The sequence below is a fragment of the Janthinobacterium sp. GW822-FHT07H11 genome, assembly GCF_058798615.1.
This window is the reverse complement of the sequence record NZ_CM179507.1, coordinates 1,488,507-1,500,955: the sequence shown is the minus strand read 5'-3', so window position 1 is coordinate 1,500,955 and position 12,449 is coordinate 1,488,507. Positions and strand designations below refer to the sequence as shown.

General features: G+C 60.7%; 12 protein-coding genes and 1 tRNA gene. 5 read left to right on the top strand and 8 right to left on the bottom strand.

The window, feature by feature from the left end:
- From AC3RCJ_RS06670 to rplU, 4 genes are all read right to left on the bottom strand, one after another.
- Positions 1-351 (bottom strand): hypothetical protein, encoded by a 351-nt coding sequence (locus AC3RCJ_RS06670; protein ID WP_492959292.1) that lies wholly within the window; start codon positions 349-351, stop codon positions 1-3.
- Positions 352-424: 73 nt separating this feature from the next.
- A complete protein-coding gene (obgE, locus tag AC3RCJ_RS06665) occupies positions 425-1,534 on the bottom strand; it encodes a GTPase ObgE (protein WP_492959294.1) in 1,110 nt (369 codons plus the stop codon).
- Between the two features lie 113 nt (positions 1,535-1,647).
- Positions 1,648-1,920 carry a 50S ribosomal protein L27 gene (gene rpmA, locus AC3RCJ_RS06660; RefSeq protein ID WP_070219281.1) on the bottom strand — a complete coding sequence of 91 codons (273 nt, stop codon included), beginning with the start codon at positions 1,918-1,920 and terminating at the stop codon, positions 1,648-1,650.
- 40 nt (positions 1,921-1,960) lie between these two features.
- Positions 1,961-2,272 carry a 50S ribosomal protein L21 gene (gene rplU, locus AC3RCJ_RS06655; RefSeq protein ID WP_038500602.1) on the bottom strand — a complete coding sequence of 104 codons (312 nt, stop codon included), beginning with the start codon at positions 2,270-2,272 and terminating at the stop codon, positions 1,961-1,963.
- Positions 2,273-2,564: 292 nt separating this feature from the next.
- Here rplU and ispB point away from each other — a divergent pair, with 292 nt between their 5' ends.
- Complete coding sequence (gene ispB / locus AC3RCJ_RS06650) at positions 2,565-3,554, top strand: octaprenyl diphosphate synthase (protein WP_492959297.1); 990 nt, start codon at positions 2,565-2,567, stop codon at positions 3,552-3,554.
- A gap of 47 nt (positions 3,555-3,601) precedes the next feature.
- Here ispB and arsH read toward each other — a convergent pair whose 3' ends face one another.
- The 3 genes from arsH to AC3RCJ_RS06635 are packed head-to-tail and all read right to left on the bottom strand — an operon-like array spanning position 3,602 to position 5,133.
- Positions 3,602-4,342, bottom strand: coding sequence for an arsenical resistance protein ArsH (gene arsH / locus AC3RCJ_RS06645; RefSeq protein ID WP_492959299.1), 741 nt, complete (start codon positions 4,340-4,342; stop codon positions 3,602-3,604).
- Positions 4,343-4,765, bottom strand: a complete 423-nt coding sequence (gene arsC / locus AC3RCJ_RS06640) for an arsenate reductase (glutaredoxin) (protein WP_492959301.1) — start codon at positions 4,763-4,765, stop codon at positions 4,343-4,345.
- On the bottom strand, positions 4,762-5,133 hold the full coding sequence (locus AC3RCJ_RS06635) for an ArsR/SmtB family transcription factor (protein ID WP_492959303.1): 372 nt from the start codon (positions 5,131-5,133) through the stop codon (positions 4,762-4,764). The genes arsC and AC3RCJ_RS06635 overlap by 4 nt, the downstream gene beginning before the upstream one ends.
- A 120-nt stretch (positions 5,134-5,253) precedes the next feature.
- Here AC3RCJ_RS06635 and AC3RCJ_RS06630 point away from each other — a divergent pair, with 120 nt between their 5' ends.
- Entirely contained in the window at positions 5,254-7,347 is a 2,094-nt protein-coding gene (locus tag AC3RCJ_RS06630; protein WP_492959305.1) for an AsmA family protein, read from the top strand.
- A gap of 54 nt (positions 7,348-7,401) precedes the next feature.
- A tRNA-Pro gene (locus AC3RCJ_RS06625) sits at positions 7,402-7,478 on the top strand.
- A 359-nt stretch (positions 7,479-7,837) separates the two neighbouring features.
- On the opposite strand, the gene tssK is transcribed toward AC3RCJ_RS06625, so the two are convergent.
- Positions 7,838-9,190: a type VI secretion system baseplate subunit TssK gene (tssK, locus tag AC3RCJ_RS06620; RefSeq protein ID WP_492959307.1), complete on the bottom strand. Its 1,353-nt coding sequence runs from the start codon at positions 9,188-9,190 to the stop codon at positions 7,838-7,840.
- 227 nt (positions 9,191-9,417) lie between these two features.
- Between tssK and tssF the strand changes: the two genes are divergently transcribed.
- Positions 9,418-11,244 carry a type VI secretion system baseplate subunit TssF gene (gene tssF, locus AC3RCJ_RS06615; protein WP_492959309.1) on the top strand — a complete coding sequence of 609 codons (1,827 nt, stop codon included), beginning with the start codon at positions 9,418-9,420 and terminating at the stop codon, positions 11,242-11,244.
- Complete coding sequence (tssG, locus tag AC3RCJ_RS06610; RefSeq protein ID WP_492959311.1) at positions 11,208-12,365, top strand: type VI secretion system baseplate subunit TssG; 1,158 nt, start codon at positions 11,208-11,210, stop codon at positions 12,363-12,365. Before tssF ends, tssG begins: the two co-directional genes overlap by 37 nt.
- Positions 12,366-12,449 lie beyond the last annotated feature (84 nt).

Genomic DNA, 12,449 nt, shown 5'->3' with positions numbered 1-12,449 from the left:
TCAGCGCACAGGACGGAGCAGCAGCAGGGCCAGCCCCGCCAACAGTTCCATCACGCACATGAACAACACAAAACCCTGGGGCAAGCCGAAGCTGATGGCCGCGAACAAACGGCCGGCGGGCTGCGCCAGGACCAACATTGCAGTGATATCGCCGAAGACCGGCGGTTCGCCGTGCCGTGCCGCGAACAGCGCCAGGAGCGCGGTAGCGCCCCGGAGGCCGACATGACTGGCGTAGAACTGGCTGTAGCCATCGACGCCATTGAGAAAGATGCCCATGCCGGCCGCCATCTCATCGGCGAACAGCAGGCAGGCGACCGCGCTCAAGCCGTAAGCATACGCGATCAGATGCAATACACGGCGCCGCCACGCTTGCTTGCGCGTTGGCGCGACAGCGTCCGCCTGTACCGACATCAGGGTAAGTCGCTTAGTAGAGAATCTTGAAACGCGGATCATCCGGGTCGATCGACGAGATACCGCGTGCTTCTTCGGTCATCTGCGTTTCTTCGGCACGGCTTTCGCTGTGTTTCTTCTCTTCCAGATGCTGGTAAATCGCGTTCACCAGTTCCGGGCAACCCTGGTGGTTCAGCGCCGAAATCTCGAAGACGGGACCTTTCCAGGCGAAACGCTTGAGGAAGTCCTTGACGATCTTCTTGCGCTCTTCTTCCGGCACCATGTCGAGCTTGTTCAACACCAGCCAGCGCGGCTTGTCGACCAGCGACTCGTCGTACTTCTTCAGTTCCTTGACCAGCGCCTTGGCTTCCTTGACAGGATCGACATTGGTTTCAAACGGCGCCAGGTCGACGATGTGCAGCAACAGGCCCGTGCGCTGCAAGTGGCGCAGGAATTGGTGGCCCAGGCCCGCGCCTTCGGAAGCGCCTTCGATCAAGCCGGGAATATCGGCGATCACAAAGCTCTTCTCGTGCGACACGCGCACCACGCCCAGGTTCGGGTGCAGGGTGGTAAATGGGTAATCGGCAATTTTCGGGCGCGCGTTCGAGACAGCCGAAATGAAGGTCGATTTGCCGGCGTTCGGCATGCCCAGCAGGCCCACGTCGGCCAGCACCTTCAGTTCCAGGCGCAGTTCGCGGCGTTCGCCTTCCTTGCCCTCGCCTTTTTGGCGTGGCGCGCGGTTGGTCGAGGACTTGAAGTGGATATTGCCCCAGCCGCCTTCGCCGCCCTTGGCCAGCAGTTCGATCTGGCCGTGCTCGGTCAAATCGGCAAGGATTTCGCCGCTCGCGTTGTCGATGATCAAGGTGCCGACCGGCATGCGCAGGTGGATGTCATCGGCGCCCTTGCCATAGCAATCTGCGCCACGGCCAGGCTCGCCATTGCGAGCCTTGTGCATTTTGGAGAAACGGAAATCGACGAGCGTGTTGATATTGCGGTCGGCGACGGCCCAGATGGACCCGCCCTTGCCGCCATCGCCGCCATCGGGACCGCCGAAAGGCCGGAATTTTTCACGGCAGAAAGATGCGCAGCCGTTGCCGCCATCGCCCGCGATGACTTCGATTTTTGCTTCGTCGATAAACTTCATAATTTTGCCGCCATAAAACTAAAAAGGCTCTACCTTGGGCAGAGCCTTTCGATTGAAGGCTTGCGCCTTACATCATGCGATCATGGCGGAGCGAACTGGCGCCCCGCGATGAATTACGCTGGTACTGCTTCGTTTGGTACAACGGTCACGAATTGCTTCGAGCCGGCACCTTTGACAACGAACTTCACTTTGCCCGCGATCAGCGCGAACAACGTGTGGTCCTTGCCCATGCCTACGCCTTCGCCGGCGCGCACTGGGGTGCCGCGTTGACGAATGATGATGCCGCCAGCATTGATAGCTTGGCCGCCGTAGACTTTAACGCCCAGACGCTTTGATTCTGAATCACGGCCGTTTCGCGTTGTGCCGCCGCCTTTTTTATGTGCCATTTAAGACTCCTTGATAGCTGATTAATTCAAACAGCGGCGATTAGCCGTTGATCGAAACGATTTGGATTTCGGTAAAATTCTGGCGATGGCCTTGATGCTTCTGGTAGTGCTTACGACGACGCATCTTGAAAATTTTGACCTTATCATGGCGACCATGCGCCACAACCGTAACCAGTACCGTTGCACCTTCGACCAATGGCGCACCAAATTTAATGGTGTCGCCCGCGCCTACTGCGAGAACTTGATCGATGGTGATTTCGGAACCAATGTCTGCCGGTATCTGTTCTACTTTAAGTTTTTCGCCAGCGACAACTTTGTATTGTTTGCCACCGGTTTTTATGACCGCGTACATGATTTGAAACCTCATCAAATGTTGAAAGAATTTGCCCCACTGTCACGCAAAGCAAGCCGTACACAACAGGGGGAACCAGCGATTATACACGGACTGAGAAATTGCGTCAAAAAGTATTCACAAAGCTTGGCGATCGTGGTATGTCGACAACCTGGACACGATGTCAGGCCGACAGAAATGGACGGCCTTTGACTATGAAGGCAATCAATTGCTCAGCAGTCATAGGCAAACGTCACGTTCGCGCAAGCCATGTCGTATAATCGCGGCACCCACAATCTATTGCAGGTTCGCCTTGTCTGACGCTAACAAACACGTTAACCAAAACACCATCGTGCAAACGATTGCCGCCGATATGGACGCAGTCAACACGGTGATCCGCCAAAAACTGCATTCCGATGTGATTCTGATCAACCAGATCGCCGAATACATCATCAGCGCAGGAGGCAAACGCATCCGCCCCGTGCTGATCTTGCTGGTGGCGAACGCCCACGCCTATCGCGGCACGGCGCACCATGAGCTGGCCGCCGTGGTCGAATTCATCCATACCGCCACCCTGCTGCACGACGACGTCGTCGATGAATCGTCGATGCGCCGCGGACGCCAGACGGCCAACGCCCTGTTCGGCAATGCCGCCTCGGTGCTGGTGGGCGACTTCCTGCACTCGCGCTCGTTCCAGCTGATGGTATCGCTGAACAATATGCGCGTCATGCAAATCCTGTCCGATGCCACCAACGTGATCGCCGAAGGCGAAGTGCTGCAGTTGCTGAACATGCATGATCCGGACGTGACGCAGGACAGCTACCTGAACGTCATCCGCTCGAAGACGGCGAAACTGTTCGAAGCGTCGGCACAACTGGGCGCCCTGATCGCCGGCGCCAGCGAAGACGATATCGAAGCGGCTGCCGAATACGGCCGCTCGCTGGGCACGGCCTTCCAGCTGATCGACGACGTGCTCGACTATGCCGGCGACGCGGCCGAAATCGGCAAGAACGTGGGCGACGACTTGCGCGAAGGCAAGCCGACCATGCCGCTGATCTGGCTGATGGAAAACGGTACGCCAGAGCAACGCGAACTGGTGCGCAGCTGCATCGAGCAGGGTGACGAGCAGCATTTCGACGCCGTCCTGACGGCCATCACCAGCAGCGGTGCCCTCGACTACACGCGCAAGCAGGCGGAAATCGCCGGCCAGCGCGCCGCCCATGCCATCGCCGGCTGGCCGGACAGTGTCTACAAGCAATCCATGCTGCAGCTGTGCTCGTTTGCCGTGGACCGCAATCACTGATCACGGTGGGCGTTACAGCAAAGACAACGGCGCCGATGGCGCCGTTTTTATTCCTGCCGCTCATGCTCCATCGCTGCGCCCGCCAATTCCTGGACGATGGCCGGCTCGGCCTCGAGCCGCTCGCTGTAGCGGCTGCCCAGGTAGTCGCGGCGGTCGCGCACCAGCAAGGTAAATTTGTACAACTCCTCCATCACGTCGACCAGGCGCGCGTAATACGGCGACGGCTTCATGCGGCCGTCATCGTCGAATTCCTGATACGCCTTGGCCACCGAGGACTGGTTCGGAATGGTGACCATGCGCATCCAGCGCCCCAGCACGCGCAAGCCGTTGACGGCGTTGAACGATTGCGAACCGCCCGACACTTGCATCACAGCAAGAGTTCGCCCTTGCGTGGGGCGCACGCTGCCCGTTTCCAGCGGCAGCCAGTCGATCTGCGATTTAAAGACGCCGGTGACGGCGCCATGGCGCTCGGGGCTGCACCAGACTTGCCCCTCCGACCACAGCGACAGTTCGCGCAACTCCTGCACTTTCGGATGCTCGGGCGGGACACTGTCGACCATGGGCAAGCCGTGCGGGTCGAACACGCGCGTGTCGGCGCCGAAATGGCGTAGGATGCGTTCCGCTTCCAGGGTCAGCAGCTTGCTGTACGAGCGCTCGCGCAAGGAGCCATACAGCAGCAGGATGCGCGGCGCATGCATGGAAACGTTGACCGGTGCCAGCTTGTCCAGATCCGGCACGTCCAGATGCGCGGCGCTGATGTTGGGCAACTCATTGGGTAAATCACTCATTCAGGCCACCGGCTTGCCATCGGCGCCCACCACGGCCTGGCCGTCTTCCTTGGCAAACGCGCCTTGCTGCGGCAATGGCAGGATGTCCAGCACCTTTTCCGACGGCCGGCACAGGCGCACGCCCAGTTCCGTGACGACGATGGGGCGATTGATCAGGATCGGGTGGGCTTGCATGGCGTCGAGCAGGGCCGCGTCGGGCAAGTCAGGATTGGCCAGGCCCAGCTCGTCGTACAGGGTGCCCTTGTCGCGCATCGCCGCGCGCACGGACAGCCCCGCGCGCCGGATCAGGTCGACCAGTTCCTCTCGCGAAGGCGGGTTCTTGACGTAGTCGATGATGACGGGCTCGACGCCCGTGTTGCGGATCAGGGCCAGGGTATTGCGCGAGGTGCCGCAGGCCGTGTTGTGGTAGATCGTGATCGTCATGTCGTGATGTCCTTCTGTAAATGTGGTTCGCTGACGCAACAAGGCGCGCCCGCGCAGCAGTTCTCGGTCAAAAAGGCCAGCAAGCCGTTCATGCCCGCATAGTTGGCCGCATAGATGATGGAGCGCCCCGCCTTGCTTGCCGTCACCAGATTGGCATGTGCCAGTTCCTTCAGGTGGAACGACAGGGACGAGGGCGCGATCGCCAGCGCGTCGGCGATTTTCGTCGCCGCCATGCCTTGCGGCCCCGCTTGCACCAGCAGGCGGAACACGGCCAGCCGCGATTCCTGCGCCAGCGCGGCCAAGGCAGCGATGGCGGAAGCGCTCGTCAGCGGCGTCGCCTCGTTGACTATTCTCTTTTCATTTTCCATATTTCAATAATAGTCGAATTATTGAATCATTTCAAGCAAGGCGTCTTGCGTAACCCAGCGCACCGACCGTCATGGCCTATTGGTCTACCGTGATGAAAAAATCATTGCGACTGGCTTACCATGACACGCTCAACCCCGCTCAACATCCTCGGCTGGAGCCTGGCCGCCCTGGCGGTCCTCGTCGCCCTCCTCGTGCTCTTCGTATTGACCTTCGACTGGAACCGCGCCCGCCCCTATATCAACGAGAAGGTCTCGGAAAGCACGGGCCGCAGCTTCGTCATCGGCGGCGACCTGCAGGTGACATGGCAGCAAGGGCTCAAAACGGAGCCGGGCTGGCGCCGCTACGTGCCGCGGCCTGTCATCAGCGCGCACGATGTGCGCATGAGCAACCCGGACTGGGCGACAGCCGGCCCGCAACTGGCCAGCGCGAAACGCATCGACGTGGCCATCCATCCCTTGCCCCTGTTGCAGCACCGCGTGGTGCTGACGGACCTGGCGCTCGACGCACCCAATATCGCCTTGCAGCGGCGCGCCGACGGCAGCAACAGCTGGACCTTGAAAGACAATGGCCCGTCGGCATGGGACGTGGAAATCCAGCGCATGGCGTTTGCCGACGGCGCCATCCGCTACCTGGACGAGGGCATCGCGCTCGACGTGCAAGCCAAGGTCAGCTCGACGGCGCCCGACGCCACGCCGGGCGATGCGCCAGGCAACGCGCCCGTGCAGAAATACGGCATCGAATTCACCCTCGGCGGCAGCTACCGCAAGGCGCCCGTGACGGGCGGCGGCAAAGCAGGTGCCGTGCTGTCATTGACCGACAACAACACCGTCTATCCCGTGCAGGCGCATGCCGTACTGGGCAAGAACAAGGCCAGCATCGCCGGCACCCTGACCGACCCGCGCTCGCTGTCCGGCATCGATTTGCAGCTGAGTCTGGCCGGTGCCAGCATGGCCGAGCTGTATCCGCTGACGAGCGTGCTGTTGCCGGAAACGCCGGAGTACGCGACCAAAGGCCATCTGCTGGGCAAGAAGGACGGCGCCAGCTGGCACTGGACCTACCAGGATTTCAAGGGCACCGTGGGCCAGAGCGACCTGGCCGGCACCCTGCAATACCTGCCGCGCCAGCCCCGCCCCCTGCTGCGCGGCGAAGTGACGTCGCAGCAGCTGCGCCTGGAAGACCTGGGTCCCACCATCGGCGCCGACAGCAATGCGCAAAAACAGGCGCGCGGCAAGGCCCCCGTGCAACCGGACAACAAAGCCTTGCCGGTGGAACAGTTCAACACGGCGAAATGGGATGCGCTCGATGCCGACGTCAAATTCACGGGCAAGAAACTGGTGCGCACGCACGATATCCCGCTCAACGACATCGTCGCGCACATCCACATGAAAGACAAGGTGCTCAGTTTGACGCCGCTCAACTTCGGCATGGCCGGCGGCGACATCACCTCGAACATCACGCTCGACGGCCGTCAAAAGACCATCGCCGCACAAGCGAAGGTGGCGGCGCGCCACCTCAAGATCCGCGAACTGTTTCCCAAGCTGCAATCGATGCAGGCGAGCTTCGGCGAAGTGTATGGCGACGCGGCACTGACGGGCCATGGCAATTCCATTTCCGCGATGCTGGCCAGCGCGAATGGCGAGCTGGCGGCCACCGTCAGCGAAGGCTCCGTCAGCCAGTTCATGCTGGAACTGGCCGGCCTGAACCTGGCCAATGCCGTGTTCGTGAAAATCTTTGGCGACAAGCAAGTGCACCTGAACTGCCTGGCCAGCGACTTCGCCGTCACGAATGGCCAGGCCGACGTGCGCCGCTTCGTGCTCGACACGGACACGGCCGTGGTAAATGTCACCGGCAACGTCAACCTGGCAAACGAAACCCTGGACCTGGACGTGCGCCCGCGTACCAAGGGCGCCCGCATCATCACCCTGCGCACGCCGCTGTACGCGAAAGGCACGTTCAAGAACCCGGACGTGGGTCCGCAAAAAGGCCCGCTGGCCCTGAAGGCGGGCGCCGCCGTGGCCCTGGCCACCGTCGTCACCCCGCTGGCCGCCCTGCTGCCCCTGGTCAACGTCGACAAGGCTCCCGATACGGACTGCGCCGCCGTCATGGCGCAGGCCAACGCCACGCGCAAGGCGCCAAGCTCGCCGGCGACGCATGCACCGGCAAAAAAAGTCAGCGAAGCGGACATCAAGAAGGTGCAGCAGGAAAAGAAATAGACCTTGATGCCGCCCCTTGAAAGCGGCCCCGCCATCTGCTGTAATAAAGGAAAGCGGGGTGTGGCTCAGCCTGGTAGAGCGCTGCGTTCGGGACGCAGAGGCCGGAGGTTCGAATCCTCTCACCCCGACCAGCATCGCGAACGGAGTAAGCCGACACTAATTTAACTGAACATCCTGGTTGTGTTCGCATTGCGCACCTGCATAAACGTCTTCATGCGCGATGCCGAGGTCATACAATTGACCTGTGCCATGATTCCAGTGGGCGCGACTTCGCCTTCCAATGATTGTTCCAACAGGTTATTGGAACGCTGTGGACATGCATATGGATGTTCGACACTTCCCCGCTGCCACCTGCGCATACCGTTCGGCGTTGTAGCTTTGATGGGATTCGCTGAAGTACCCCAACCAGGTTTGTTCCTCATGACAAACTGGACAAAGAAATACATCCGGACTTGCCCAGATCTGATGCGTATCCGCGAAATGTAACTGTCTAATCGGTAATGGCGAACAACTCCATCCGCAGTTCCGTGAAGGTGCCTGGCGCATAAATTGCAACCGCCTGCGCCTTCACCATCGCCTCATAAAGCTCGCCACGGTGGTCGATCGAGAAATAATAGGCGTTCGGACGGACTGGCACCTCCATCGGCACCTGGGCCATGTGTACCAGTTGCAGTCCCGGCAAGGCGCTGCGAATCAACGCCTCGATGTCGTGCGGTGAGGCGATTTTTAACTGGCGAGGCACTTCCGCGACCAGATTGAGTGCCGGCATATTGGCGGTGACGGCGAGATACAAGCCGGCTTTCCGGTCCGTCAAGGTAGGGTCGATTTTCCCCTGATGGTAGGGACCTAACTCCTTGTCGAAAGTAAGAGGAATGACGACGTATCTCGACGATACTACCGTATCGAGCAGTTCGCCAATGATGGCGGCGAGCGCATCGAAGCCGGGAGCCGGATACTCGTGGTCGTAGGAGGGCAAATCTGCTACCGAATATTTCCGGGAAAATGCCATCAGGCCGCCCGCGAGCACCATCAGCTTGTCGAACAGCCGCTCCGGATGGCAACGTCCCGACTTGGCGCAATGGGCCAGGGACGCGTTCGCGGCGCTCACAGTGCTGAGCATCCAGAATGAAGACACGTCGCCACTGTGCGCCTCGATGGCGTTTCCCCGCGGCTGGCGTTGCAGACGGTAGAGTGCCTCGGCTTTTGCGCTCAACTTGCCGAGCAAGCCGCGCAGCATTTCCCGCATGGCCGGGTCAACGTCGACCGACAGGCTCGGTGCCATGAACGTCGGGTCGATTTCAAAGGTGCTGTCCTCCTTGCGACGCACCTTGACGAGAGGGATGCAGTCGTAGGCGTCACGCATATCGAGATGCGACAGCAGCCGCAGTTTTTTTCTCATGTAGGAAACGTTGGTGCTGAGCGCATCGGTGTAGAGGTCCAGCGTTTGTGCATCGAATGGCGCGTAGCGGGTGTCATCGTACGGGGCCTCGCCGCTGGCCAGATTGCCGCCATGTGCCTTGACGACAGGCAGCGCCGCGTAAAAGACAAAGCTTTGCTCATCCGCGGGCAGCTTGCCCAGGTCTATCGCCAGGGGCAATTCATCGGACAGCGGCGCCTGGTAGATTTCTCCATCCTTGAAAATCAGGGTCAGCGCCTGCGCATACAACGTGTTGCTCGTTACGCCTTCAATGCTCCAGCGTGCAAGCTGGACGCCCCAGGTGTAGGGATTGATGGCCGAGGCGATATGCCGCAAGCGGGCCTCGTGATACAGGTCCAGCTGCTGGAAATGCTGCGCATCGAGCGTGAGACCTTCGGCCCACAAGACTTTTAATGAGATGCTCATGTTCTCTCCATTGGAATGCATTGCTCGTCGATAGAGTTTGACGCTGCATTTAGGAAACTCATTGAGTTTTCGCAAGAAAGGTCCCAAGCCCGGCCGTAGCCACGATGACGACGAACAAAACCCGCCACTGTCACCAGTATTGCGCAACCACAACATATTCACCATCGCTTGATTGATACTTGAACATCTGCACACGGCTTTCGTCCGTGAGGGGCAAGGAGAGCTTGATGGAAGACCTGCTGCCGTATTTCGAGCGTGAACTGGTGTATCTGCGCCGCCTCGGCCGCGAATTTTACGAGCGCTATCCGAGGGTGGGAGGCGCCCTGCAGCTGGGCGACGACACTTGCCCGGACCCGCATGTCGAACAATTGATACAGTCCGTCGCGCTGCTTTCCGCGCGCGTGGCGAAGCGGCTCGACGACAGCTATCCTGAATTGACCGAAGCTCTGCTGGAGACGCTGTTTCCGCACTACCTGAGACCCTTCCCCTCCTGTTCGATAGTGCGCGCCACGTATCCTTCCGTCAAGTCAGCGGGCGAAGCACCGATGCTGACCATCCCGCGCGGTACCGAGATGGACTCCAGCGCCGTCGACGGCGTGCGCTGCAGTTTCAAGACCGCCTATGACATCGTGCTTTCGTCGATGACGCTGGCCGCCGCCCGCTTCGACCCGGTAGTACGCGCGCCCTCCTGCGTCACCTTGCCGACATCTGCCAGCGCCGCACTGAGCATCGTCATCGACGGCGCCGCGCCGGCCGAGCTCCCCGCCCTGCGCGTGTTCATCGATGGCGAGCCCTCGTTTTGCGCAGCCCTGCGCGACGCGCTTTTCATGCGCGCCGTGTGCGCCTATGTGGAAACCGAGCCGGGGCGCTGGACGGCGTTGCCGGCCGTGCCACTGGCGCCGGTCGGTTTCGCCGAGGACGAGGCGCTCATCCCGTTTGACGCCCGCTCGCACGTGGCATACCGGGTGCTCAGCGAGTATTTTGTCTTTCCGGAAAAGTTCAATTTCTTCGACATCGACCTGGTGGCGTTGCGGGCGCTGCTGCCACAGGGATGCCGTCGCTTTACGCTCCATGTGGCCTTGGCCGGCCTGCGGCCGGATTCCTCCCGTGCCCGCATGCTGGCGAGCCTGTCGGAGACGAATTTGCTGCTCGGTTGCAGCCCGGTGGTCAACCTGTTCCAGCGGCCGGGCCAGCCGATATCCGTGACGCAGTTGACCGCCGACTATGCGGTGGTGGCGGATGCCGCGCACGCCAAGTCGTTCGAGGTGTACTCGATAGACTCGGTCAAGATGGTGCGCCGGCGCGGACAGAAGGAGGCAGTGACCGAATTCCGGCCGTTTTATTCACTGCGCCACGGCGAGGACGCGTCCACAAAGAACGGGCATTACTGGATGCTGCGCAGCGATGACGAATTGGCTGCACTCAGCCCCGGTCATGAAAAGCGCATCACCCTGATTGACGGCGACTTCAACCCCATGGAGGTCGAAAAGACGAGCCTGTCGATTGCGCTGAGCTGCACCAACAGGGACTTGCCCAATGCGCTGAAATACGGGCAGGCCGGCGGCGACTTGACGCCGCTGCGCGACGCCGACAGCTACTCGGTTCGCCTTATGCGTCGGCCGACCCGCACTTACCGTTTTGCCAAAGGGAGCCAGCAATGGCGATTGATTTCCCATCTGACGGTGAACCAGCACGCACTGTCGCAAGGCGGATTGCCGGCTTTCCGCGAAATGCTGGCCCTGTACGACTTGCCACATTCGCCGATTTCGCGGCGTCAGATAGAAGGCATCACTGACTTGCAACAAGCGGCGACGGTGACCTGGATGCGGCACAAGCATGGCGCCGCGCTGGTGCACGGAACCGAGATGCGCATGACACTCGACGAAGAAGCTTTTGTGGGCAGCGGCTTGCTGCTGTTTGTGGAAGTCATCGACCAGTTCCTGGGCCTGTATGTGCAGGTGAACAGCTTCATCGAATTGGTTGTTCTATCCAAACAATCCGACAAGGAACTCATGCGATGCAAGCCAAGAAGCGGCTACCTGACGTTAGCGTAATCCAGGGTTTAATGGATGAACCCCAGCGGTTCCATTTTATCCAGGCTGTGCGCATCCTGGTACGCTGGCTGCGCCAGGCCGGCCTGTCTTACGACGACGAGCAAGCGCTGTCCCAGGTACTGCGCTTTCAGAACAGCCTGTCGCTGAGCTTTCCGGCCAGCCAAATCGAGGCACTGGGGACGCAGCCGGCGACGTGCGAGACCGATATCGAATTGCTGCGGGCCATGCGGGAAGCGCTGGGCACGAAGATATTCCTGACCCCCGCGTTCCTGGGGCTCCTTGGCGTGAACGCTGGCCTGCCTTTACATCGCACGGAGCGGATTAACGCCGCGCAGCGCTGGGACGGGGACGACAGCGCCCGCGCGTTTATCGACCTATTCTCCCAGCGCATGGTGGCCATGTTTTTTCAAGCCTGGGGCAAGTATCGCCTGGAGCACCGGCTCGACATGGGTGGCGAGGATGGCCAGTTGCCGCTGTTGACGGCATTGGCGGGTATTCGCCGTGACGCGTTGCCCGGCGGCGCAGACGATGCCGCCTGCGATATGACGGGATTCTATGCCGCGTTGTTGCGCACCCGGCCGGTGGCGGCAAGCTCGGTCTCGCGCGTGTTGACACATCACTTCGGGGTGCAGGTCGAGCTCGAACCTTTCGTCGAAGTCTGGGACGTCATCCCGAAAAACAAACGCAGCAAGCTCGGCGGAAGGGTCGCCAGGCTGGGTTTCGGCGCGGCGCTGGGCGGGCGCTTGCGGCGCAAGGACCTGCGCGTCCGCTTGAACATCGGCCCCCTCGACAAGACCGATGCCGAGCGTTTTCTCCCACGCGGCAGCGCCTCCGTGGGGCTGGCGCAAAGGTTGGCGATGTTCGGACTGTCCAATCTGCAATTCGAGGTGCGGATTTTATTCAAGCCGTCGTGCCTGCAACGCCTCATCCTGACGAGCAAACCCGGCGCGGGGCGGCGTCTGAATTGGGACGCCTTTCTGTTGCGACAAGATGGCAAAGTTTCCAGAGACACGGCCGGTTACCTGTTGCGGCCCATCGATGCAGGCTCACGCGGCGACAGTCCGGAGGCGGCTGGGATACAGATGCATCAATCCGGCCAAGTGGCCTTTGAGCAGGAGTAACGCGGTGAGACCCCTTCCATACGCAAGCAGCACAGCCATGTTGGCTTGCTTTATGGCAATAGCAGTCTGCCGCGCGCGGCGACG